Origin of the sequence: Lysobacter sp. 22409, from assembly GCF_052045105.1 — a bacterium.
Classification (GTDB): Bacteria; Pseudomonadota; Gammaproteobacteria; order Xanthomonadales; family Xanthomonadaceae; genus Lysobacter; species Lysobacter antibioticus_B.
The window spans coordinates 43,876-68,581 of the sequence record NZ_JBQEOE010000014.1 but is presented as its reverse complement, the minus strand read 5'-3'; the positions used below and the strand labels follow the sequence as shown (position 1 = coordinate 68,581).

At 68.1% G+C, this 24,706-nt stretch carries 16 protein-coding genes; 10 read left to right on the top strand and 6 right to left on the bottom strand.

What is annotated here, in order from left to right; all coding sequences use genetic code 11:
* Positions 1-162: 162 nt before the first annotated feature.
* Positions 163-588, bottom strand: coding sequence for a GNAT family N-acetyltransferase (locus ACTJJK_RS09580; protein WP_440730063.1), 426 nt, complete (start codon positions 586-588; stop codon positions 163-165).
* A 141-nt stretch (positions 589-729) separates the two neighbouring features.
* The gene (locus ACTJJK_RS09575; protein WP_440730062.1) at positions 730-1,062 is read right to left on the bottom strand and encodes a DUF2782 domain-containing protein; all 333 of its coding nucleotides are present in this window, start codon (positions 1,060-1,062) and stop codon (positions 730-732) included.
* A 109-nt stretch (positions 1,063-1,171) separates the two neighbouring features.
* Here ACTJJK_RS09575 and polA point away from each other — a divergent pair, with 109 nt between their 5' ends.
* Positions 1,172-3,943 carry a DNA polymerase I gene (polA, locus tag ACTJJK_RS09570; RefSeq protein ID WP_440730061.1) on the top strand — a complete coding sequence of 924 codons (2,772 nt, stop codon included), beginning with the start codon at positions 1,172-1,174 and terminating at the stop codon, positions 3,941-3,943.
* Between the two features lie 377 nt (positions 3,944-4,320).
* Here polA and ACTJJK_RS09565 read toward each other — a convergent pair whose 3' ends face one another.
* Positions 4,321-6,303: a TonB-dependent receptor domain-containing protein gene (locus tag ACTJJK_RS09565; protein WP_440730060.1), complete on the bottom strand. Its 1,983-nt coding sequence runs from the start codon at positions 6,301-6,303 to the stop codon at positions 4,321-4,323.
* Positions 6,304-6,570: 267 nt separating this feature from the next.
* Between ACTJJK_RS09565 and ACTJJK_RS09560 the strand changes: the two genes are divergently transcribed.
* Complete coding sequence (locus tag ACTJJK_RS09560) at positions 6,571-7,059, top strand: DUF421 domain-containing protein (protein WP_031371234.1); 489 nt, start codon at positions 6,571-6,573, stop codon at positions 7,057-7,059.
* Between the two features lie 55 nt (positions 7,060-7,114).
* On the opposite strand, the gene hemF is transcribed toward ACTJJK_RS09560, so the two are convergent.
* On the bottom strand, positions 7,115-8,026 hold the full coding sequence (gene hemF / locus ACTJJK_RS09555; RefSeq protein ID WP_440730059.1) for an oxygen-dependent coproporphyrinogen oxidase: 912 nt from the start codon (positions 8,024-8,026) through the stop codon (positions 7,115-7,117).
* A gap of 136 nt (positions 8,027-8,162) precedes the next feature.
* Positions 8,163-10,553 carry a prolyl oligopeptidase family serine peptidase gene (locus tag ACTJJK_RS09550; RefSeq protein ID WP_440730058.1) on the bottom strand — a complete coding sequence of 797 codons (2,391 nt, stop codon included), beginning with the start codon at positions 10,551-10,553 and terminating at the stop codon, positions 8,163-8,165.
* A gap of 571 nt (positions 10,554-11,124) precedes the next feature.
* Between ACTJJK_RS09550 and ACTJJK_RS09545 the strand changes: the two genes are divergently transcribed.
* The 4 genes from ACTJJK_RS09545 to ACTJJK_RS09530 all read left to right on the top strand — a co-directional run bounded on the left by ACTJJK_RS09545 (position 11,125) and on the right by ACTJJK_RS09530 (position 17,392).
* Entirely contained in the window at positions 11,125-12,525 is a 1,401-nt protein-coding gene (locus ACTJJK_RS09545; protein WP_223621346.1) for a cytochrome ubiquinol oxidase subunit I, read from the top strand.
* Positions 12,526-12,588: 63 nt separating this feature from the next.
* Positions 12,589-13,593: a cytochrome d ubiquinol oxidase subunit II gene (cydB, locus tag ACTJJK_RS09540; protein ID WP_031371230.1), complete on the top strand. Its 1,005-nt coding sequence runs from the start codon at positions 12,589-12,591 to the stop codon at positions 13,591-13,593.
* Between the two features lie 207 nt (positions 13,594-13,800).
* Complete coding sequence (locus ACTJJK_RS09535) at positions 13,801-14,058, top strand: YcgL domain-containing protein (protein ID WP_031371229.1); 258 nt, start codon at positions 13,801-13,803, stop codon at positions 14,056-14,058.
* On the top strand, positions 14,051-17,392 hold the full coding sequence (locus tag ACTJJK_RS09530) for an ankyrin repeat domain-containing protein (protein ID WP_440730057.1): 3,342 nt from the start codon (positions 14,051-14,053) through the stop codon (positions 17,390-17,392). The genes ACTJJK_RS09535 and ACTJJK_RS09530 overlap by 8 nt, the downstream gene beginning before the upstream one ends.
* A gap of 1,171 nt (positions 17,393-18,563) precedes the next feature.
* Here ACTJJK_RS09530 and ACTJJK_RS09525 read toward each other — a convergent pair.
* A complete protein-coding gene (locus ACTJJK_RS09525; protein WP_440730056.1) occupies positions 18,564-20,396 on the bottom strand; it encodes a monovalent cation:proton antiporter-2 (CPA2) family protein in 1,833 nt (610 codons plus the stop codon).
* 379 nt (positions 20,397-20,775) lie between these two features.
* Between ACTJJK_RS09525 and ACTJJK_RS09520 the strand changes: the two genes are divergently transcribed.
* The 4 genes from ACTJJK_RS09520 to ACTJJK_RS09505 all read left to right on the top strand — a co-directional run bounded on the left by ACTJJK_RS09520 (position 20,776) and on the right by ACTJJK_RS09505 (position 24,509).
* Positions 20,776-20,916, top strand: coding sequence for a hypothetical protein (locus ACTJJK_RS09520; RefSeq protein ID WP_161786143.1), 141 nt, complete (start codon positions 20,776-20,778; stop codon positions 20,914-20,916).
* Positions 20,917-21,192: 276 nt separating this feature from the next.
* The gene (locus tag ACTJJK_RS09515) at positions 21,193-21,513 is read left to right on the top strand and encodes a hypothetical protein (RefSeq protein WP_440730055.1); all 321 of its coding nucleotides are present in this window, start codon (positions 21,193-21,195) and stop codon (positions 21,511-21,513) included.
* Positions 21,514-21,523: 10 nt separating this feature from the next.
* Positions 21,524-22,399: a hypothetical protein gene (locus ACTJJK_RS09510; RefSeq protein WP_152566333.1), complete on the top strand. Its 876-nt coding sequence runs from the start codon at positions 21,524-21,526 to the stop codon at positions 22,397-22,399.
* 313 nt (positions 22,400-22,712) lie between these two features.
* Complete coding sequence (locus tag ACTJJK_RS09505; protein WP_152566332.1) at positions 22,713-24,509, top strand: XVIPCD domain-containing protein; 1,797 nt, start codon at positions 22,713-22,715, stop codon at positions 24,507-24,509.
* Positions 24,510-24,706 lie beyond the last annotated feature (197 nt).

The window sequence follows — 24,706 nt, the reverse complement described above, 5'->3', positions numbered from 1 at the left end:
TCAAGCGGATTGCGCCGGGCGTCCGCCCCCTTCTTCAAAGGGGGCAGAATTTCGCGGCAGCGTTGGCAGGGCAGCCTCGTTGCCGCCTAAACCTCTGTGCAACTTCACGGGCCGCAGTCGAAAAGGCAGCGTCGCCGCCCCCATATTTCGTGCAGGCTGGGTTCAATCCAGCTTGACGCCGAAATGAAAGGCCTCGATGCGCAGCCGCTCGCGCAGGTAGAACGCATGCGCGTCCTGGCGGTGGGTGCCGGAATCCAGTTGCAGGCGCGCGCAGCCCAGGCGCTTGGCCTCGGCCTTGAGCCAGTCCAGCATCGCCTTGCCGTAGCCGCGGCTGCGCACGGCCTGGTCGGTGATCAGGTCGTCGACGTAGACGTGCAGCCCGACCGCGAGCATCTCCATCACTCGCCAACAGGCGAACGCGCGCGGCACGCCCTGTTCGTCGTAGAGCACCGTGGCGCGACAGCCCTCGGCGATCTGGCGGTGCATCTGGGCGACGAAGCCGGCCTCGTCGAAGTGCGGGCGCAGTTGCGAGACCAGCGGCCAGACGGCGCGAAGCTCGGTGTCTCCGACGATGGTTCGGATATCCATAAGTTCGGGGGGCGAGAAGTGAGAAGTTAGGGGTGTGGAGTGAGAAGTGCGCGCATTCCCCACGCCTCGGCGCAGGTTGGAAGGACCGCTGAGGATGGAGACGAGGCTTTGCTCACTCCTCGCCACTCGCTCCTCAGCCGGTCACCAACTGAAGAGCTTGTAGTACACCGGCGAGACCGTGCCTTCGCCCTTGCTGGTGTCGAGGCGGCCGTCGCCGTCGTTGTCGACCAGGTAATAGGTCGGGCCGCGGGCGGGGGTGACCTTGACCGCGCGCAGCTGTCCGGCGATGCGGTATTCCTCGATCACGTCGCCGTTCTCGACGGTGCGGGTGCGGACATCGGCCCCCTGCAGGGCGGCGGTCGGGTCGTCGTTGGCGCCCCCGGTCGTGGCGCAGGCGGCGAGCAGGATGGCGATCAGGGAAGGGACGAGCAGGCCGGCGGCTTTGCGGGCCGGCGAGGCGGTGGGGGCGCGCATGGCGGTTCTCCGTGTCTCAGGCCGACAGCATACGCTGCGCGCCCGTTAAGCCGCTGCATCCGCGGTCACGGTCGCAGCCCCGGCGATGGGGCAGCGTAGAATCGCCGGCATGAAAAGACTCGTCCTGATCGATGGTTCCAGCTACCTCTACCGCGCCTTCCATGCGCTGCCGCCGCTGAGCAACGACGCCGGCGAACCCACCGGCGCATTGTTCGGCGTGGTCAACATGCTGCGCTCGACCTTGAACGAACGGCCCGACTACGTGGCCTTCGTCGTCGACGCGCCGGGTAAGACTTTCCGCGACGACCTCGACCCGCAGTACAAGGCCAACCGCCCGCCGATGCCGGACGACCTGCGCGCTCAGGTGCTGCCGATGTGCGCGATCGTCGAAGCGCTGGGCCTGCCGATCCTGCGCGTCGACGGGGTCGAGGCCGACGACGTGATCGGCACGCTGGCGCTGCAGGCCGCGAACGCAGGCATCGACGTGACCATCTCGACCGGCGACAAGGACTTCGCCCAACTGGTGCGCCCGGGCGTGTCCCTGGTCAACACCATGAGCGGCAGCCGCATGGATTCGGACGAGGCGGTGTTCGCCAAGTTCGGCGTGCAGCCCAACCAGATCATCGACCTGCTCTCGCTGATGGGCGACAGCGTCGACAACGTCCCCGGCGTCGACAAATGCGGGCCCAAGACCGCGGCCAAGTGGCTCGGCGAGTACGGCACCCTGGAAAACGTCATCGCCCACGCCGGCGATATCAAGGGCAAGATCGGCGACAACCTACGCGCCGCGCTCGGCCGTCTGCCGCTCAACCGCCAGCTGACCACGATCAAGACCGACGTCGCACTCGACCGCAGCCCCGAGCAGCTGGCCCTGCGCGAGCGCGATGCCGAGGCGCTGCGCACCTTGTATGCGCGTTACGGCTTCAAGCAGGCGCTGCGCGAGCTCGAAGGCGGCGCCAATGCGGCCGCCAACGAACTCGCCGCCGACCGCGCCGGCTTGCGCGCGACCGCGGCGGGCCACGCGCGCGCCTCGGCGAGCGCGGAAACCCCGGACGCGGCCCTGTCGGCCAAGGGCGAGTACGAGGCGGTGACCACCCAAGCGCAGCTCGACGCGCTGATCGCGGCCCTGCAGTCGGCCGACGAGTTCGCCTTCGACAGCGAAACCGATTCGCTCGACCCGATGCGCGCCAACCTGGTCGGCCTGAGCTTCGCCACCGAAACCGGCCGCGCGGTCTACATCCCGCTCGGCCACGACTACCCCGGCGCGCCGGCCCAGCTCGAGCGCGCCGCGGTGCTCGAGGCGCTGCGGCCGGTGCTGACCGATCCGGCGCGGCGCAAGCTCGGCCAGCACGGCAAGTACGACCTGCACATCCTGCGCCGGCACGGCATCGACCTGCTCGGCTATGCCGACGACACCATGCTCGAGAGCTTCGTCTACAACGCCACCGCCAGCCGCCACGACATGGATTCGCTGGCCAAGCGTTACCTCGGCTACGACACCATCAAATATGCCGACGTCGCCGGCAAGGGCGCCAAGGCGATCGCGTTCTCGCAGGTCGCCATCGACGACGCCACCCGCTATGCCGCCGAGGACGCCGACGTGACTCTGCGTCTGCACCGCGTGCTCGGCGCGCGCCTCGCCGCCGAACCGGAGCTCGAACGCGTCTACCGCGAAATCGAAATGCCGCTGGTGCCGGTGCTCGAACGCATCGAGGCCAACGGCGTGATGATCGACGGCGACGAACTGCGCCGGCAATCGCAGGACCTCGGCAAGCGCATGCTCGACGCGCAGATCAAGGCCACCGAGCTGGCCGGGCGCACCTTCAACCTGGATTCGCCGAAGCAGTTGCAGGCCTTGTTGTTCGACGAGTTGAAGCTGCCGGTGCTGGTGAAGACGCCGACCGGGCAGCCGAGCACGAACGAAGAGGCGCTCGAAGCGATCGCCGACCAGCACGAGCTGCCGCGTGTGATCCTCGAATACCGCGGCCTGGCGAAACTGCGCAGCACCTACACCGACAAGCTGTCGGAGATGGTCAACCCGGACACCGGGCGCGTGCACACCAGTTATCACCAGGCCGGCGCCGCGACCGGGCGCCTGGCGTCGAGCGACCCGAACCTGCAGAACATCCCGATCCGCACCGACGACGGCCGCCGCATCCGCCGCGCCTTCGTCGCGCCCGAAGGCCGGCGCCTGGTCGCCTGCGACTATTCGCAGATCGAGCTGCGCATCATGGCGCACCTGTCCGAGGACGTCGGCCTGGTGCGCGCGTTCGAGTCCGGCGCCGACGTGCACCGCGCGACCGCGGCCGAAGTGTTCGGCAAGAAATCGCTCGACGAGGTCAGCGGCAACGAACGCCGCGCCGCCAAGGCGATCAACTTCGGCCTGATGTACGGCATGAGCGCGTTCGGTCTGGCGCGCCAGCTCGGCATCGGCCGCGGCGAAGCGCAGGATTACATCGCCCTGTATTTCAGCCGCTATCCCGGCGTGCGCGACTTCATGGAGCGCACCCGCCAGGATGCGCGCGATCGCGGCTACGTCGAGACGGTGTTCGGTCGGCGCCTGTATCTGGAGAACATCAAGGCCACCAACCAGGGCTTGCGCGCGGGCGCCGAACGCGCGGCGATCAATGCGCCGATGCAGGGCACCGCGGCCGACATCATCAAGCGCGCGATGATCGACATCGACGCCTGGTTGGCGTCGCATGCCTCCCGCGCGAAGATGATCCTGCAGGTGCACGACGAACTGGTATTCGAGGTCGAAGCCGATTTCGTCGATACCCTGGTCGGCGAGGCTTCACGCCGGATGGCGGGGGCGGCCAGCCTGAGGGTGCCGTTGGTCGTCGACAGCGGGGTCGGAATTAATTGGGACGAAGCGCATTGATTATGCGGAAACCATTGATTTTGCTGGAATTGGTTTAATGAATCAGTCCTGAATCCAACAATTTATTAACTCCCATCTTCACGAACTATCCATGTGCGGGATGGTCATATAGGTCGCGACAGATGCAACGTCTGTCGCTGATCTCTCCCTCCCCTGGAGTGATCCCCCGGAGCGAACGACCCCTCCCCAGGTCACGCTCCACCAGCCCCGCCGGCCCCCCCTGCCTGCGGGGCTTTTTATTTGCGCGACAGAAAGTTTACTGAACACGCTTAACGTAGGCCAGGCCTGCGTTTCGCGGGCGACGCCGGGCGTCGTCGCTATCTGCGCTATTAATCACCGATGCGTATGCAGCGCGCCGCCTCGGAATCGATGCATCTTCAGAATCGATACGTCAGCGACAACGACAGTTCGCGACCCGGCGACGGGAAACCGATATAACTTTTCGAACCGGCCTGATAACCGTAAGTGCCGTGGTCGTAATAAAAACGATCGAACAGATTGTTGACCGCCGCGCCGAGTTTCAGGCGATCGTCGCCGAGCAGATTCCAGTTCGCCATCAGGTCGACCACGGCGTAGCCCGGCTTGTCGGGCGCATCGGCGGCGATGCTGTTGCGTTCGTCCTCGACCAGGCGCGCGCGCACCGCGTAGTCGGCCTGTCCGGACACGGGCTGCCAGTCGTAGCGCGCGGTCCAGGTGCGGCCGATACTGGTGCCCAGGCCGAGGTCCGCATCGTTGAGCGGGCGGTCCTCGAAGCTGTTGTCCGACTGCCACACGCCGACGCTCACGCCCATGCGCTGCCAGCGCTTGCCGATCTCGGCCTCGTAGCCTTCGACCTTGGCGTCGCCGATATTCTCCCAATAGCCCCAGGCGGCCTGGCCCGAATACACCGCCGAGATGTAGTGCTCGATGTTCTGGCGGAAGGCGGTGGCGCGGGCGAAGTAACCGTTGCGCTCCCAGGACACGCCGAATTCGAGGTTGTCGGCGCGTTCGCCTTCGAGATCGCCGCGGTGGGTGTAGAGCGCGCTGAAGAAGGCTTCGCGGATGGTCACGCCGCGGAAGGCTTCCGAATAGGCCAGGCGGAAGGTCAACGGCTCGATCGGCGTCCACGCGATCGACAGGTTCGGGCTGAGCTTGTCTGCGTCGTTGGCGGCGCCGGCGCTGACGCCGGACACGCCCCTGTGGCGGTAATCGTCGTAACGCAGACCGGCCGAGAGCTTCCATTGCGGCGACACGTCCCAGTCGCCCTGGGCGTAGGCGCCGAACACGCGCGCGGTCTGTTCGGTGCGGCCCCAGAACGGCGGCGGCGTGGCCTGCTGGCGCGCATGCAGGCGGTCGCTGCGGTAGTCCAGGCCGTAGGTCAGCGATAACGACTGCCACAGCGCGGTGTTGCGCAGGTCCAGGCCGGTGCTGGTCTGTTCGCCGGCGCTGTAGAGCAGGCCGGTGGTGTTGCGGCGGTTCTGGTATTCGCTGCGGGTGCGGTAGGCGTTGAGGCGCAGGTTCAGTGCGTCGCTGTCGGGGTCGTAACGGTGCTCGTAGGACACCGTGTCGCGGCGCATCTGGTGATCCGACAGGACGAAACGACCGCTGAAGTTGGTCATGTGCGGGCGTTCGTAAAACGTGCCGGTGTCGTCGAGGTGTTCGGCTGACAGGTCGAAGCTGTGCGCATCGAACAGGCCGCTGAGCTTGAACTGGGCGCGTTCGTGCCGGTAGGCGGTCGGCTTGACCCGGTCGCCGTGGCCGTCGTCGTAATCGCCGCCGTCCTGATAGACGTAGGTGGCAAGCACGCCGAGCCCGTCGGACAGGCGGCCGTAGCCGGCCAGCACGCCCTTGTAGCTGTTGCCGCCGTTGAGGCCGGCCGCGGCCTTGACCAGGAAGCCCGCGTCCTGGCCGGGGCGCAGCAGGTCGAAGGCGTCGCGGGTGCGCACGCGCAACGCGCCGGTCAGCGCGCCGGCGCCGCTGGTGGCCGCACCGGCGCCGGCATCGAGTTCGATCGACTTGATGAACTCCGGCTCGATCTGCACCCGGGTCTGGTGGTGATACAACTCGGCCGGTTCCTGTGCGCCGTCGATGGTGACGTTGAGCATGGTGTCTTCGAAGCCGCGCACGTAGATCTTCTGCGCGACCGGCGAGCCGCCGCCGACGGCGACACCGGATTCGTTCGACAACAGGTCGCTGAGGTCGGAGGCTTGGCTCAGCTCGATCTCGCCGCGATCGAGATCGAAATTGCCCGGCTCGCGTTCGGCGACGACGGTGATCGAGTCCAGGGTGCGCGCCGCGTCGCCGCTCTCGGCGGCATGGGCGAGCGGGGCGCAGGCCAACAGGGCCAGACCGGACAGCAGACGCGAAGACGGAGCGGACATGAGGCGGCGTTCCTTCGGATAGGCGCGCAAACGCCTGCGGCCGGAACGGCGCAGGCGGACGCTGGATAGGGAAGGCTTCGCGCTGGCTGGAGAACCCCGGGCGGGCGAAGCCTGCGCATTCTGCGGTCCTCGTCTCCAGGATGCAAATGCGAATCATGATCAACAAGTGCGGATTCGCGCCGGCCGTCGCGCCCTGTCGCCGGCTATGACGCCCGATGCACGGCCGGTCGGGCCACAATCGGGCCTCGCCTTGCCGGAGCCGAGTTCATGACCGACGCCTTCGATCTGTCGATGCCCTGGTGGCAATACCTGGTGCGCGCCTGCATCGTCTATTTCGTCTTGCTGGCCATGATCCGGCTGTCGGGCAAACGCACGATGGGCCAGTTCACCTCGTTCGACATGCTGCTGATCGTGTTGCTCGGCAATGCCGTGCAGAACGCCTTGCTCGGCACCGACACCTCGGTCGGCGGCGGCCTGATCCTGGCGGCGACCTTGATGCTGTTGAACTGGGGCGTGGGCTATATCGCCTCGCGCAACGACCGCATCGAGCGCGTGCTCGAAGGCGTGCCGGTGGTGCTCGCGCGCGACGGCCACGTGTTCCGCGACGTGCTGCGCCGCGAACTGGTCAGCCGCGCGGATTTCGACAAGGCGATGCGCGAGAACGATTGCGCGCAGATCGACGACATCGCGGTGGCGATGCTGGAGACCAACGGCCACATCACGATTTTGAAGCGAGGAACGAGTAACCAGTTGTGAGTAGTTGGTAGAGGCGAGAGTGCGGCGGTTTTACTCGCTCCTCACTCCTTTGCGCTTACTCCTCGCTCCCAAGCCAATCGCGCGGCACCAGATACGCGGCCAGCCGCGCTTCGTCGCTCTCGGCTTCCGGCGTGTAGCCGTATTCCCAACGCACCAGCGGCGGCAGGCTCATCAGGATCGACTCGGTGCGTCCGCCCGACTGCAGGCCGAACAAGGTGCCGCGGTCGAACACCAGGTTGAATTCGACGTAGCGGCCGCGGCGATACAGCTGGAACTGCCGCTCGCGCTCGCCGTAGGCCATGTCCTTGCGGCGTTCGACCAGCGGCAGGTAGGCGTCGAGGAAACCGTCGCCGACGGCGCGCTGATAGGCGAAGTCGCGTTCGAAGTCGCCATGCAGGTCGTCGAAGAACAAGCCGCCGACGCCGCGGGTCTCGTTGCGGTGCTTGAGAAAGAAATACTCGTCGCACCAGCGCTTGTGCGCCTGATAGCGTTCGTCGCCGCCGAACGGCTCGCACAGTTCGCGTGCGGTGCGATGCCAGTGGCGCACGTCTTCGTCGAAGGGATAGAACGGGGTCAGGTCGAAACCCCCGCCGAACCACCAGGCCACGGTCTCGCCGTCGCGCATGGCGCGGAAGTGGCGCACGTTGGCGTGGGTGGTCGGCAGATAGGGGTTGTGCGGGTGGAACACCAGCGACACCCCGACCGCGCGCCACGAGGCGCCGGCGAGCTCGGGACGCGCCGCGGTCGCCGACGGCGGCAGGGTGGTGCCGGAGACGTCGGAGAAGCCGATCCCGGCCTGCTCGAAGACCTTGCCGCCGCGCAGGATGCGGGTGCGTCCGCCGCCGCCCTCGGCGCGTTGCCACAGGTCCTCGGCGAAGCGCGCGCCGCCGTCGGCTTGTTCGATGGCGGCGCACAGGCGGTCCTGCAGGCCGGAGAGATACTCGCGTACGCGGTCGAAGTCGTTCATGGGCCCATTGTAGTGGGCCCGGGCGCGATGAGCCTTGGACAGATTGCCCGAGGCTGCGAGCCGGCCATTGGCCGTGACGGTCGGATGCGGCCGCCGGCGCGGGCGCGGGTCGTGGCGACGACCCGCGCCGGCCACGCTACTTCAACGTGCGATTGAACAGCTCGTGGATGCGGCGGTACTCGTCGTACCACGAGTCGGCGCGCACGAAGCTGTGGCGCTCCATCGGGTAGGGCGCGAGTTCCCACTTGTCCTTGCGCAGCTCGATCAGGCGCTGGCTCAGCATCACCGAGTCCTTGAAGAACACGTTGTCGTCGATCATGCCGTGGGCGATCAGCAGGTGATCCTTGAGGCCGCTGGCGTATTCGATCGGCGAGGACTTCTTGTAGGCCTCCGGGTCGAGCTCGGGGGTGTTGAGGATGTTCGAGGTGTATTCGTGGTTGTACTGCGACCAGTCGGCGACCGGGCGCAGTGCGGCGCCGGCCTTGAAGGTGCCGGGTTCGCGGAACAGGGCCATGAAGGTCATGAAGCCGCCGTAGGAGCCGCCGTAGATGCCGGCGCGGTCGCGGTCGCCCTGCTTGTTGGCGACCAGCCATTCCAGGCCGTCCAGATAATCCTCGAGTTCCGGGTGGCCCATCTGCCGGTAGATCGCTGTGCGCCAGTCGCGGCCGTAGCCTTCGGAGGCGCGGTAGTCGAGATCGAGCACGACATAGCCTTCCTGGACCAGCAGGTTGTGGAACATCTGCTCGCGGAAGTAGTTCGGGTAGCGCGCGCTGACGTTCTGCAGGTAGCCGGCGCCGTGCACGAACATCACGATCGGGTACTTCTTGCCCGGCTCGTAATTCTTCGGCCCGTAGAATTTGCCCCAGACGGTGCCGGCGCCATGCTTGGACGGCACCTGCACGTACTCGGGCTGGATCCATTCGCGTTCGCGGAAGCCCGGCTTGCGGGTGTCGGTCAGGGCGACGGTGTTCTCGCCGCTGCTGTCGACCACGGCGAGCTGCGGCGGGGTGTAGCTGTCGGAATGGCGCACCAGCACCTTGCGGCCGTCGGGCGAGAGCATGAAGTTTTCGACGCCGTCGAGCGCGGTCACTTCGCGCACCGCGCCGCCGTTGCGGTCGACCGCGCAGACTTCGTAGTCGCCGGGCCACTTGCGGTTGCACAGGAAGAAGAAGGTCTTGCCGTCGGCGCTCAATTCCGGCTCGGAGACTTCCCAGCGGCCGGAGGTGATCGCGCGCGGCGCGCCGCCGCCGCTGGCGACGTACAGGTGCGAGTAGCCGCTCTGTTCCGACAGCAGCCACAGGTCGTCGTCGCCCTTGCCGGTGTCGGACAGCCAGCCGAAATCGTTGAAGTTCCAGCCGATCCAGGCCGCATCGCTGAGGCGGTGGCGGGGCTGCAGCGCGGCCTTGCCGAGGTCGACCGAGGCCAGCCAGCGGTCCTTGTTGTCGATCGCGCGCACCAGCACCGCGGCCTGACGGCCGTCGTCGCTCCAGCGGATCGAGACGCCGCTGCCGTCGCCGTCGGTCTCGATGCGGACCGGGCGCTCGCCCTTCAGCGGGTCCTTCTTGGCGGCCTTGCGCAGCGCCGCGAGCGGGTCCTCGCCGATGCCGGGCAGGCCGCCGAACTTGAGTTCGCTGGCCTTGGCGTTGGTGACGTCGACCAGCCACAGCTTCTGCGGCAGCGGTTCGTTGCGGCCGACTCGGGTGCGCACTTCCTCGAATTCCTCGTAGCCCGACTCGGTCACGTACTTGGGCATCTTGCCGGCGGCGCCGGCATCGCCCTTCTTGGCCTGGGTGACGACGAGCAGCCAGCGCGCATCGGGCGACAGCGCGCTGTCGACGATCTCGACGTCGTCGCCGAGATAGGTCGGCTTCGGCGCGCGGCTGCCGTCGCTGCGGCGCCAGGCGTCGTCCTGCTCGCGCGCGGCTTCGCGCTGGGCGCGGTCCTCGCGCAGGGTCTGCAGCATGGCGAGCTGGCGTTCGCGCAGGTCGTCGGTTTTCGGCGCCTTGGCCGGGTCGTTCTCGGCACGGACCTGGGCGGCCTGGCTGAGGCCCTGGCCGGCACGCCACTGGTACCACTGGTTGTCGACGCGGAATACCAGGTTGCCGTCGCGGCTCCACTGCGGCCGCGACTCGGTGTCGTTGCTGCGAGTGACCTGGGTCAGCGCGCCGCTGCGCAGGTCGCGCACGAAGATGTCGCCGTTACGCACGAAGGCCATGCGCGTGCGCTGGGCGTCGTAGGCCGGATTGGCGCCGTCGAGATCGTTGCGCGCGGCGCCGTCGAGCCGCAGCGGGGTGCCGCCGGCGACGCCGACCTGCCAGGTGTCGCGGATAATCGAGTCGTCGCGCTTGAGCTGGTACTGCACGCGCTGGCCGTCCCAACTCCACCAGGCGCGTTCGACCGGGGCTCCGATCCAGTCCGGGTTGGCCATGGTGTCGGCCAGGGTCAGCGGCGCGGCGGCCTGGGCGAAGGCGGCGGAGGCGAACAGCGCGCAAGGCAGCGCGGCGAGCGTGACGAAGGAAAGGCGCATCGAGCGGGCTCTGGGACAAAAGTCCGCGCAGGGTAGCAGCCGGATAGCGTCCGACGGGCCGGCCGTTGGTCATGCCCAGGCCTATGATCGCCGGCTCCGGCGAGGGTCGCGGCCGATGAATCGGCGGCGGCGTGGCGGGCCCGTTCTCGCGGCTTGTCCGAGCCCGCTCGCCGGCTTTGCCGAAACCGGCCCCGGCGCGTCGCCGCGCCGGCAAAGATTGCCGTTCGCGTCGCCGCACCGGCGCGGATCGCCCTTCGCAGGGGCCACGCGTCCGTCATGGCCGCGTGTCGCATTTTGTCGCACGAGGCCGGCCGGATTCGGGCGGTTTCGTGATGCAGTCCCGGGCCCGGCAGGCGCGTTCGCGATCTCATCGAGGCCTTGAGGCAACGCGCTCTTGCCGCGGTCGCCAGTGGCCAGCGCCGCCGTACCCGGATCGCATCAACACGTCGCGATCACGTCTTTGCGGTTTATGTGATTCGACGAAATCGCCGTAATCCGCGTTTACCGCGCCCACGCTGCGGCGCAAGATGAACAGGCCGGCGCACTGTATGGCGCCGTGGAGGCAATACACGTGGACGCCCTGCTGCTGTCGCGTATCCAGTTCGGCTTCGTGATCTCGTTCCACATCCTGTTCCCGGCCTTCACCATCGGCCTGGCCAGTTGGCTGGCCTTCGTCGAATGGCGTTGGCTGCGCACCCGCGACACGCTCTGGCGCGATCTGTATTTCTTCTGGACCAAGGTCTTCGCCGTGTCGTTCGGCATGGGCGTGGTCTCGGGCATCGTCATGAGCTTCCAGTTCGGCACCAACTGGGCGGTGCTCAGCGAACAGGCCGGCAACATCCTCGGCCCGCTGCTGTCCTACGAGGTGCTGACCGCGTTCTTCCTCGAAGCGACCTTCCTCGGCGTGATGCTGTTCGGCTGGAGCCGGGTCAAGGAACGCATGCATTTCCTCGCCACCTGCATGGTCGCGCTGGGCACGCTGATTTCGACGTTCTGGATCATCTCGGCCAACAGCTGGATGCAGACGCCGGCCGGCTACAAGATCGTCGAAGGCGTGTTCGAACCCGACAGCTGGTGGGCGATCGTCTTCAACCCCTCGTTCCCGTACCGCCTCGCCCACATGGTGCTGGCGGCCTTCATCACCACCTGCTTCGTGATCGGCGGCGTCGCCGCGTCGTATCTGCTGCGCGGTGTGCACGTCGAAGCCGGCAAGCGCATGCTCAAAGCGGCGGTGATCTTCGCCGCGATCACCGTGCCGGCGCAGGTCTTCGTCGGCGACCTGCACGGTTTGAACGTGCGCGAACACCAACCGATCAAGGTCGCGGCGATGGAGGCGCACTGGGAGTCGGGCGCGCCCGGCGAAGGCGTGCCGCTGATCCTGTTCGCGGTGCCGAACGAAAAAGCCGAACGCAACGACTACGAAATCGCGGTGCCGAAGCTCGGCAGCCTGATCCTCACCCACACCCTCGACGGCGACATCCAGCCGCTGAAGTCGGTCCCGGCCAGCGAACGGCCGCCGGTGAAACCGGTGTTCTACGCCTTCCGCATCATGGTCGGGCTCGGCGTGGCGATGCTGCTGCTGGTGCTGTTCTCGCTGTGGCAGTGGTGGCGCGGGCGCTTGTACCAATCGCGCGCGGCGCTGTGGGGCTGGCGCGTGCTGACCCTGAGCGGTTTCGTCGCCTTGCTGTCGGGTTGGTACGTGGTCGAGATCGGCCGCCAGCCCTACGTGATCTACGGCTTGTTGCGCACCGCCGATGCGGTCAGCCCGATCGCGGCGGCCAGCGTGATGACCTCGCTGATCGTGTTCGCGGTGGTCTATTTCGTCGTGTTCGGCGCCGGCATCGGCTATCTGGTCAAGCTGATCCGCAAGGGCCCGCATCCGCACGAACCGCCACCGCGCAGCGAGCAGGGCGAGAAGACCCCGGCGCGGCCGTTGTCGTTGCCGGACGAATCCAGCGAAGCCGGCGCCTAGGCGCGGCCCGGTGCGCGCCGGCGAGGCCGCGCGCGCTCATGCAAAGCACGATGGAGTAGGACGATGGAATACTGGCTGCCCGTGATCTGGTTCGGCGTGATCGGCTTCGGCGTGCTGATGTACGTGTTGCTCGACGGTTTCGTGCTCGGCCTCGGCATCCTGGCGCCGTTCGCCGAGGACGAAGGCCAGCTCGATCACATGATGAATACCGCCGCGCCGATCTGGGACGGCAACGAAACCTGGCTGGTGCTCGGCGGCGCCGGCCTGCTTGCCGCGTTCCCGAAGGCGTATGCGCTGGTGCTGTCGGCGCTGTACTTGCCGGTGTTGCTGATGCTGATCGCGCTGGTGTTCCGCGGCGTCGCCTTCGAGTTCCGGTTCAAGGCGCGGCGCGCCAAGCCGGCCTGGGGCGCGGCGTTCGCGCTGGGCTCGATCTTCTGCGCCTTCGCGCAAGGCTTGATCCTCGGCGCGATCGTCGAGGGCATGCCGATGCAGGAAGGCAAGTACGTCGGCGGCGTGTTCGACTGGTTCAGCCCGTTCTCGATGCTGACCGGCGCGGCGGTGGTGTTCGGTTATGCGCTGCTCGGTTCGACCTGGCTGATCCTCAAGACCGACGGCCGCATGCAGCAGATCGCCCGCACCCTGGCGCGGCCGCTGGTGTTGGTGGTGGCGGTGTTCATCGGTCTGGTCAGCGCCTGGCTGCCGTTCCTGGATTCGCGGATCATGGCGCGCTGGTTCGAGGGCGGGAATTTCTACTGGCTGTTCCCGGTGCCGCTGCTGGTGATCGGCAACGCTTATGCCCTGTGGCGCGCGGTGATGCGCGAGGGCAACGACGCCCAGCCTTTCGTCTACGCCTTGTTGTTCTTCGTGCTCGGCTTCCTCGGCCTGGTGCTGGGGATCTGGCCGAACATCGTGCCGGGGCTGTCGATCTGGGATGCGGCCTCGCCGCCGTCGTCGCAGGGCTTCGTGCTGGCCGGGCTGGTGGTGCTGCTGCCGGCGATCCTGGGCTACACGTATTGGTCGTATCGCGTGTTCCGCGGCAAGATCGCCGCCGACGCCGGGTATCATTGATACGGCCCGGCGTTCGCAGATAGGACCGGGACGCTGCCCATCGGGGCCGCCGTCCGCACGACTGGATCGTCGACGGGGCGGTCCTAACACTTCGGCTTGCGCCTGGCGCTGAACGCCCAGGTTCGCGACACCCGGACGGGCGGGTATGCTGTACATCACATCTGCGGCGCAGAAAAACCCGTCCCCCGGCCGTACCCGCCCGCCCTAATGCAAGCCTACGTTTACAAAAGTCTCCGCAAGGCAGACACCTATGTGTTTTTGAGCGAGCGCGACGATTTCGCCCGTTTGCCCGACGCTGTCCGCGATCAACTGGGCACCCTGCAATTCGTGCTCGAAACCGCGCTGACCCCGGAACGCAAACTCGCCCGCGCCGATGCCGCGGCGGTCCGGGAGAATCTGCGCCTGCGCGGTTTCCATCTCCAGTTCCCGCCGGCCCTCGAGGAGGCGCGGACACCCGATGCCTGACGCCCAGACTCCGCGCGCCCCGTCCCGCGATCTCGCCCTTGCGCTCGCCGCCGGCCTGGTGCTGGCCCTGGCGACCGGTTTCGGCGGCAGCGTCGGCGGTGCGTTGGCGGCGCTGATCGGCGGCGCGCTGGCGCAGCCGGCGTTCGCGATCGCCGCGCGCCTGTGGCAGCGGCGCGACGCTGCGCCACAGTGGCGCAGCGAATGGCCGGTGCTGGCGACGCTGTGGGGCGGCGCGACCGCGGCCACCGCGGTGCTGGTGGCCTGGCCGCTGAGCGCGTTGTTGCAGAGCGGTTCGCTGCTGGCGGTGCTGGGCCTGAGCGTGGTCGCCGGGCTGGTGCTGCTGGCGCTGTGGCGGCTGTGGCCGCTGTGGCAGGAGGCCGAGCGCGAAGGCGCGGCGCTGGCGCCGCAATGGGCGCGCTTGCCCGATCTCGATCTCGGCGCCTGGCGCGGCCTCGGCGTGGCGGCGATCGTCGCCGGCCTGGTCGGGCTGATCCTGGTGCTGGCCTGGCCGGGTCTGTTGAGCGATGGCCTGCGCTGGACCCTGGCGGTGGTGTTCGCCCTGGTCTCGCCGGCCCTGCACGTGCTGTTGCAGCGGATCGCCCCGGCCGACTACCTGCCCGGCGTCGATTTCGACCCGGAACTCGACACCGTCACCCAGGTCGACGAACTCGGCGACGACGAAGCGTTGGAGCCGGCCCTGTACGCGGCCGCGCGCGCCGGCAAGGTCGAGCGCGCGCTGGAGCTGATCGAACTCGGCGCCGACGTCAACGTGCTGCCGGCCGCCGAGGATCGCGACCGCCGCAGCCTGCCGGTGCTGGCCGCGGTGCTGCCCGACCTGCGCCTGCTGCGCGCCCTGATCGGCGCCGGCGTCGATCTGAACGCCGCCACCGCCGGCATGACCCCGCTGCTGGCCGCCACCCGCGACAGCTGGCACGGCCGTCCCGACGCGGTCATGACCCTGCTCGCCAACGGCGCCGACCCGCGCCTGGCCGATCACGAAGGCAACACCCCGCTGCACCACGCCGCGCGCAGTTCCGACCCCGGCGTCGCCGCCTTGTTGCGCGACGCCCAGGCCGAACTCGACCCGGTCAACCACGACGGCTTTTCTCCGCTCGGCGTGGCCTGCGCCAGCGGCAACTGGCGCCTGGCCAAGTTCCTGCTCGAACGCGGCGCCAAGACCGAACAGCCCGGCGGCGCCCCGGCGCTGCTGGCCGCGGCCGGCGGCGACGAGGACGATCCGGCCGGCGTGCAATTGCTGCTCAAGCACAAGGCGCGCATCGACGCCCGCGACGGTCAGCGCCGCAGCGCCCTGCACGTGGCCGCGTTCGCCGGCCACCTCGATATCGTCACTGCCTTGCTCGCCGCCGGCGCCGATGCCGGCGCGATCGACACCCAACAGCGCACGCCGCTGCTCGAAGCCGCGCGCGGTGCGCGCCCGGCGGTGCTCGAACGCCTGCTCGAACACCTGCCGCAGGGTGGCGCGGCCGAAGCCGCGGCGCTCGATGCCGACGGCGCCAGCGCCCTGATCCTGGCCTGCCAGGCCGAGACCGCCTCGCCGCCGCTGGTGGTGCGCTTGCTCGACCTCGGTATCGACCCGGAACTGCGCGACCGCCACGGCAAGCGCGCGGTCGACCGCGCCGCCGAGGCCGGCCGCTGGTCGTTGGTGGCCGCGCTCGACCGCGCCTATCCCTTGCCGGCCGCGGTCAGCGGCGAAGGCGACAGCGAGGACGGCGAGGGCGAGCGGGTGATCGTCGACCGCATGCCGGCCGCGCTGCTGCGCGACGGCCTGCGCGAAGGCCGCGCCGCCGAACTGACCGGCCTGGCCAAGTTGCTGAGCCCGAGCGAGCTCGGCGCGCAGTTGCACGAAGAAGACGGCCAGATCCCCTCGGCCGAACGCATCGACTGGTTGCTCGGCCAGGGCGCCGACGTCAACGTGCGCGACACGAACGGCGACACCGTGGTGTTCGCCCTGCTCGATCGCACCCCGGCCGCGATGCCGGCCTTGCAGGCCTTGCTGCGCCACGGCGTCTCGCCGGCCGGTCGCGGCGGCCTCGGCCGCTTCCTGGCGACCTGTTCGGCCGGCGATCAGGCCACCCGCGGCCTGGAGCAGTTCGCCCTCGACCTGATCGAGCGCGGCGCCGACGTGTTTTCGCCGACCCCGGCCGGCGATCCGCCGCTGGCGATCGCGGTGCGCTTGGGCTGGTCGCGTTTGCTCGAACGCCTGCTCGCCGCCGGCGTCGACCTCAATACCCGCGACAGCCACGGCATGAGCGCCCTGCACCTGGCCGCCGCGTTGGGCCGCGAGAGCATGCTCAAGCGCCTGGTCGCCAACGGCGCCGCGCCCGACCTGCTCGCCGCCGACGGCCAGACCCCGCTCGGCGTGGCCCTGTCCTCGGGCCGCCGCGATCTGGCCGACTGGCTGGATTGGCGTGGCTGGGCCCTGCCGCGCCGCGCTCTGCACGCGCAGGACGTCCCGGCCGCGGCCATCGTCGGCGACGCCGATGCGGTGCGCCGCCTGCTCGACCTCGGCCTGCCGGTCGATGCGCTCGACAGCCAGGGCTGCACTGCGCTGCTGCGCGCCGCCGGTGGCGGCCATCGCGCGGTCGTCGACCTGCTGCTCGCGCGCGGCGCCGACCCGCAGCTCGCCGCGCATTCCGGTGCGACCCCGCTGTCGGCCGCGGTCAGCATGCGCCATGCCGAAATCGTCGACCGCCTGGTCGCCGCCGGCGCCTCGCTGGAACAGCGCCTGCCCGGCGACCTGACCGTGCTGATGGTGGCCTGCGCGCTCGGCCTCACCGACCTGGCCGCGCGCCTGCTGACCGCCGGCGCCGACGTCCATGCCCGCGACGCGCAAGGCCGCATGGCCCTGCATTGCGCCGCGATGTTCGGCTTTACCGCGCGCGAGCGCAGCCGCCTGGTGGCCTTGTTCGACACCTTGCTGCTGGCCGGCGTCGATGCCGACCAGTCCGCGGCCGGCGCGACTCCGTTGCTGCTGTTGTTGGGCGCGCGCGCCGAGCCCGGTACCGCGGCCGACGAAGACGTGCTGATCGCCGGCCTGGAACTGTTGCTCGATCACGATGCCTCGCTCGACGTGCAGGACCCGCGCGGTTTCGGCCCGCTGCACCTGGCGGCGCTGCACGGTTTGTTGCGTGTGGTGCAGCGCCTGATGCGCCACGGCGCCAACCCGGACATGCGCGATGCCCTCAACCGCACCCCGCGCGAGATCGCGGTGATGCGCGGCTTCATCGATATCGCCGCCGAGTTCACCCCGCCGGCGCCGGGCAACGGCAGCAACGTGTCGATGGCGCGCTTCCTGCGCGGCCCGGGCGGCTGAGCGGTTCGCCGTGAGGGGTTTTCTGTAGGAGCGGCGTGAGCCGCGACCGCGCGGCTGCGGTCTCGCCTCGTATCGTCGGATGTCCCTGTAGGAGCGGCGTAAGCCGCGACCACGGAACGCGCAGAGACAGCAACTACGCCGTTATTGATCGAAGTGAAACTCCACAGGGTAGGAGCGGCGCGAGCCGCGACCGCGTGGCTTGCCGTTGCGGTGTTTGTTATCACAGAGCGGTGAAGCAACATCAATAGCAAAGCTTCCGTCCGCTGACGCGGCCGGGTTACTTTCTTTTGCTAAGCCCAAAAGAAAAGTAACCAAAGAAAAGGGCTCTCCTTGCAAGGGCACAGGCCACGAGTACGCAGCTAGCGCCGGGATTTTCCGATAAGACATCCCTGTCTTATCGGAAAACGGCGCACGTCCTGTGCGCCGCCCTCCGGGTCTCCAGGTGTTCTCGCAAATTCGGAACTGCGCCAAGCTCATTACGACCACGGTTGCCGTGCTCTTAGGGTAGGAGCGGCGTAAGCCGCGACCGCGAATCTACGGCCGCCGGCGCGGGCGATCATGACTGCGTGGTCGCGGCTTGCGCCGCTCCTACCCCTTGAATCGTCGTGGACGCAAGATCGCTGTTGCTGTTGCTGTGCGCCGCTACGCACTAGCGAAGGTCACCGAAGACCCGGAGGGCGGCCCGCAGGGATGCGGGCCGTTTTTCATCGGGACAGGGATGTCCCGTATGTAGATCCCTGCGCCGACATCGATCGTGCGGGCCCTTGATTCAAAGAGAGCATTTTTCTTTGGTTACCTTTGACCGAAGGGAATCCAGACGGACTTTTGTTGCTTTAGACAAAAGAAAGTAACCCGCCGCTTTAGTGGCGGAAGCTCTTGGCGTTTGATCCTGATCCTGATCCTGATCTTGCGTGAGCGTTACGCCGCGAGACCGAAACGACGCGGTCGCGGCTCGCGCCGCTCCTACCCTGACGGGCTTCGGCCCGCATCGACGCGAGATTGAAACGAGGCGGTCGCTGCTCATGACCGAAGCAAATCCAGTAGGACACCGCTCCTACAGGGATGGATTCGCGGCGCTGCATTGCTCGAGCAAGAGCAGAGCATCCATCCGCATCGGTTCAATGCGGTGCGAATCGGTGCGCACCTTTCCATCGATGACACTGCAGCACCCTCAATGCCGCGTCACATGCTCCGGCACTGGGCCCTGTTTCTCGACCATATCGGCGAGCATGCCCTCGCCTCGGTCGGCGTCGAACAGCTCTTCCAATTCCTTGCGCGCGTCGCGTGCGGTCTGGATCAACGCGTCTTCGTCGTCGTGGACCAGGTACTGGGCGTTGAGCATGCGTTCGTCGAGTTCGCGGAAGCGTTCGACATGGTCGCGCGCGGTCTCCGGGGCGACGCCGAGTTCGACCAGCACGTCTTCGCCGAGCTTGAGGCTGGAATGGAAGGTCTCGCGCATCGGCTCGGCGCCGAGGTCCATCAGGTCCCAGGCATGACGACGGTCGCGGGCGCGGGCGAACACTTTCGCCTTCGGGTACAGGCGACGGATCGTGCGCACCGTGCGGATGCCGCTGTCGCGGTCGTCGATGGCGATCACGAAGATCTTCACCTGCGCCGCGCCGGCCGAACGCAACAACTCGGGCCGGGCCGGGTCGCCGTAATAGATCATGTTGCCGAAGCGGCGCATGAAGTCGACCTGGTCGGCGCTGTTCTCGATGGCGATGAAAGGCGTGCGGTGCGCCACCAGCAGGCGCGCGACGATCTGGCCGAAACGGCCCATGCCGGCGATCAATACCTGCGGGTGATGGTCGGGAATGTCGTCGTAGGGACGCTTGGGCTTCTCGGCCGGCGCCGCGTCGAGCATGCGCTGGGCGCCGATCATCAACAGCGGGGTCAGCGCCATCGACACGCCGACCGCGGCGATCAGGCGGTCGCGGGTCGGGTCGTCGAGCAGGTTGGCCTTGACCGCTTCGTTGAACACGATGAAGGCGAACTCGCCGCCCAGCGACATCACCGTCGCCAATTGGAAGGCCCCGCGTTTCTCCAGCCCGCCGGCGCTGATGCCGACACCGAACAGCAGGATGAACTTCACCGACAGCAGCACCAGCACGATGCTGGCGATGGTGCCCGGCTCGGCCAGCACCCGCTGCAGGTCGATGCTCATGCCCACGGCCATGAAGAACAGGCCCAGCAGCAATCCCTTGAAGGGCTCGATCTGCGATTCGAGCTCGTGGCGGAATTCCGAATCGGCCAGCAGCACGCCGGCGAGGAAGGCGCCGAGGCCGGCCGACAGCCCGGCGGTCTGCAGGATCCAGGCCGAGCCGAGCACGGTCAGCAGGGCCGCGCCGGTGAACACCTCGGGCATCTGCGTGCGCGCGACCACGCGGAACACCTGGCGCAGCAGCACGCGACCGCCGAACACCACCGCGGCGATCGCGCCGACCGCCTTGGCCACGGCCATCCAGTTCAGGCCTTCGACCGCGGCGGCCTTGCCGAGCAGCGGAATCGCGGCGAGCAAGGGAATCGCGGCCAGGTCCTGGAACAGCAGGATGGCGAAGGCGAGGCGGCCGTAATCGCTGGCCAGGCCCTTGCGCTCGGACAACAGCTGCAGGCAGACCGCGGTCGACGACAGGGCCAGGCCGAGGCCGACCACGGTCGCCGCTTTCCAGCCCATGTGGCCGCCGAACATCGCCAGCGCGCCCAAGGCCAGGCCGCTCAGCAGCACCTGCAGGCCGCCGGCGCCGAACACCGGCTTGCGCATCACCCGCAGGCGCGCCGGCGACAGCTCCAGGCCGATCACGAACAGCATCATCACCACGCCGATTTCCGACGCCGCCAGCACCGGCTCGGCGTCGCGGATCACCTTGACCCCGTACGGGCCCAGCACCACGCCCGCGGTCAGATAGCCGAGCACCGCGCCCAGGCCGAAACGACGGAACACCGGCACGGCGATGACCGCGGCCAGCAGGAACAACAACGCGAGTTCTAGACCGCCACCGTGCATGAGCACCTCCGGCTGGGATTATGGCGCGATACGCCGGGGTGCGACGACCGCCGCTGCGCTGCATTACGCAACGCTGCGTAGCCGGGAAGGATGACGTCGTTACTTTGCAATGGTTGCTCGCTGACCGGATTTCAATCGCTGCGGCGACGGCGGCTCAAACCTCCCGTTGCGGATCGTTCCATCGCCATTGGCCCGGAGGTTGCAGACCCGTCCGCCGGAGTCCTTCAGCGGGACGCCCCGGTACGGCCGGCCGCCTGCGCGGCCCTCAATCGCAGTCTGTGCGAGGGCTGCCAATCACAATGACGGACGAGTCGCCGGGGGCATCGAAGCGTCCGCGGCGCGCAGGAGCGCAGTCCGTCTTCGAACAGGGAGGTTCATCATGCGATCGTTGCTGGTGCTGTTGACGGTGTTGTGGCTGAGCGGTTGTCAGCCGGGTTGGGAAGAGCCGTTGCGCGGCGATGTGGCTTTCGCCGCGCAGGATCGGCAGGGCGGAGGCGAATCCGTGCGCCGGCTCAGATAGTGCGGCGCACCCGATCCATCTTTCGCGGGCAGGCATCCCGGCCGGGTCGGGTCGGGTCGCGACCGCCGTAACGGCGCATCGACACGGCATTGTCCGCGAAGCTGAACGAGCGGCATGATGCGGGACCGCCGGCAGGGGAGCCGTGCGCTGTTTCAACACTTCGGAGCCATGGGCCGTTTCGTCGAGTCTCGGATGAGCTCCGCATCCCGGGTACTCGCATCCACTCGTGCGTGGACGCGGTCGACCGCGTCGCCTCATCAACTCAAGGAGAAATTCATGCGTCGTTTCTTCATGGCCGCAAGCCTGTGCCTGTCCGCTTTTGCCGCTCAGGCCGCCGTGACCGTTCACGGAAAAATTACCGAAGTGCAGGTCTGGCCCGCGCACGACGGTGTGCTGGTGCGTCACCAGGCCATGATCAATCCCGAGGGATGTACGCGTAACGACTTCTTTCTGATCCGCCAGGGCAGCCCGATGTTCAAGGAGTTCTACGCACTGCTGGTGTCCGCGCATGCCTCCAACAAGCAAGTCCAAGTGCATATCACCGGCTGCGATCAGCAGGGCTTTCCGGTGATTACCGCCGTGGCGAGTACGAATTGAGCATGACGCCATGAACAGAGCGATCATGCTGAGCGCACTCGGTCTTGGCGCCTGTCTCGCGGTCGCGGCGCCGCAGGTCGTGTTCGCGCAGTCGTCGGACCCGGTTCCGATGGAGTTCTTCGCGGGAGCGAGCGGCTACAGCGACACCGAAGCGATCGAAAAGGCGATCGCCGCGGCGAAGTCCCGGGGCAATCAGGCCGGCTATTTCAATTGCAGCACCCTTGGCTATACCTGGTACGAATACGGCGGAGTCTTTCAGGCCTCGGCCACGGTGGTCTGTTACAAGAACATGGGCCCACCGCCGACGCAGCCGCCCACCCAGCCGCCTCCACCGCCGGCGATCTACGAACCGGTGCGCAGCAATAACGGCGCCGACCACACCGTGAGCTGGTCGACGCCCGAACCGGCCCGCTATGCCCTGGAACAAAGCGTCAACGGCGGCGGTTGGACCGAGCGCTACAAGGGTTACGGCACCAACTGGACGGCGCAGTTGGCTGCACCGGCGAACTACCGTTATCGGGTCAAGCTGATCACCAATGCCCATGAGGTGTACTCGGGCATCGTGAGCATCGCGGTATCGACCGCGCCGCCGCCGCCGCCACCGCCGGTCGCGCCGAGCCTCGTCGCCCCGACCCATACCGTGACCTGGAACGCCTCGCCGAGCGCCGACAACTACGTGCTCGAACGCAGCGCCGGCGACAACTCGTGGAGCCGGGTGTACAGCGGCCCGGCCAATGCCTGGACCGCCGTGGACATGCAGGCCGGGATCTATCGCTACCGGGTCTCCGCCTGCAGCAATGGGTCCTGCAGTGCGGCATCGGGCGAGAGCGTGTTTCAGGTGCTCGTCGATGTCGCACCGGTGTTGCAGTACACGCTGTATCCCTGATCATCGGGGCTTTGCCCCGGCGGGTCCGCGTTTCGGCGTGGGTCCCGCCGGGAATCTCGATCAGCGCTCGCTTGCCGCTGCGCCTCTCGCGATGCGTTTCCGGCGCGCGCGAGCGCCGTCCGTCGGCCGATCGAACTCGGCCCTGTCCGCCGGCACTGCTTTTCCGGCCGATTTGCCGGCCACGGTCGCTGTTTCCATTCGGCACCGAATTGCCCTCGAAGCTGAACGAGAGGCATGATGCGGGTCCGCCGGCGGCCTGGCCGCGGGCGACCGGGTTCTAGGGGACCCGGGTCACCGACAAGGAGCAGTGCATATGAATGCAGCAGTCGATTCGAATCCCGGCGGCCGTACGCCGACCGGCGCCTCCCACCCACCGCGCTGGTACGCCGGACAGCCCGCAGCGCAGGACGGGACCTCGGGCTATACCGCTTTGCTGCCCGCCGACGACGAGTGGTCGCGCGACACCGTATTGCGGGCGATCGTCGCCGACGCTTTGCAGCGCAACGGCCAGGTGGTCGACGAGGACACCCTCGAGGCGACCGTGGCTTCGGTCGCCGCACCTGGCGGCGCGCTCGCACAGGCCGCGCTGAGCTGGAAGTTGCACCCCGGCGAAACCCGCGCCGACGGCCGCGTGTCGCCGCCGTTCCATGGCTATGCGGTCGAAGTGCCGGCCGAACTGCAGACCTCGCTGGTCGGCTACGCCAAGACCTGGTCGGCGCAGCGCGATGCGGCGCCGCCGGCGCCGATCGACGGCGCGGTGATGGAGCTCAAGACCCTCGCCCGCAGCGGCGGTCACCGCGATATCGAACAGACCCTGGAAGCGATCGACGCCGCGATCAAAGCCGGCAGCGCGGCCAGCCAGGCCGGCCGTCCGCTCGATGCGGTGGCGATGAGCGCGGTATTGGAATTCGCGACCCGCAGCGGCCACGAGCGCCAAGCGGCGAAACTGCTGGAACGTTACAGCGCGATCAAGGACGTGACCGCTGGCGTCAAGACCCTCGGCCAGAACGCCGGTCGCGTGTTCAACGGCCGCGACCCGGTCACCGGCAAGGCGCTGCGCACCGACGATCGCGTCGACGCCGCGTTCGACCTGCTCGACGGCGGCTTCAAGCTTGCCGGCGGCATCGGCAACGTCGCCCTGATGATGGGCGCGCGCAATGCCGGCCTGGTCGGCACCCTGATCGGCATCGCCCCGATGGGCGCCGCCATCGTCGCCTTCGCCGCGGGCGCGTTCGAGTTGATCAAGCGCGCACGCGAAGCCCTGCTGGCGCCGCGTTGGGACGAGTTCCGCGAGCGCTTCCCGTTCGCCGAAGGCATGGAGCCCAAGCGCGCCATGAACGGCGTGCTGCGGCAGATCGCCGGCATGCCGGTCGATGCCGGCAATGCCTTGTCGACGGCGACGCGCATCCTCGACGGGCTCGGCCAGAACCCGGAAACCCGCGAGCGTTTCCTCGCCTTCCTCAAGCAGAAGGTGCAGCCCGAGTCGCTGGTCGACACGCTCGCCCGTGGCGACCTGGGCCGTTTGAATACGCAGGAGGCGATGCAGTTGGCGCAGGCGGCCAAGGGTTCGGCCAAGGAGTTCATGGATCTGGAGCTGCAGGACGTGAAGCGCTACGTCCGCGATCGCGACGGCGATCGCGAGCGCGGCACGTATCTGTTGCCGCCGGAACTGCGCGACGTCGCCAATCGCAACAACAACCCGGTCGGCGGCGCGGTCGAGGACGGCCTGCGGGTGGCGGCGATCCTGAGCAGCGGCGCCAACGCCCTCAACGGCATGTACAAGGAAATGCTCGGCAAGGTCCAGGGCAGCGAGCTGGGCCAGGGCAAGCTCAACGAACAGCAGCAGAAGAACCTCGCCGCGGCCTTGGTGCCGGCCATGCGCGACGGCGGCCTGACCCAGGTCGATCATCTGCTGGCGAGCAAGGACGGCAGCAAACTGTTCGCGGTGCAGGGCGATCCGCAATCGCCGAGCCGGCGCATGGTCACTCTCGACGTCGCCGCGGCTTCGCAGCAGAGCGTGGAAGCCAGCAGCCAGCTCGCCGCGCGCGCGATGGCCACGGCCGAGGCGCCGACGGTGCAGGTCAACCAGGGCGGCGGGCGCGGGTTCTAAGCGCTCGTTCGCGCACGGGCCGCATGCGGATCGTGCATGCGGCCTGTGGGAGAAGCGGGGCAGTAGTTTCGTCGCGACCCGGAGGCTGCGTGGTCGCGGCTCGCGCCGCTCCTACCCGAGGAGCGGTGTCNNGGCGCAAGCCGCGACCGCCATGCCAAAACGTTGACGCCTCTTGCCAACGCAAGAACGCTCTCCCA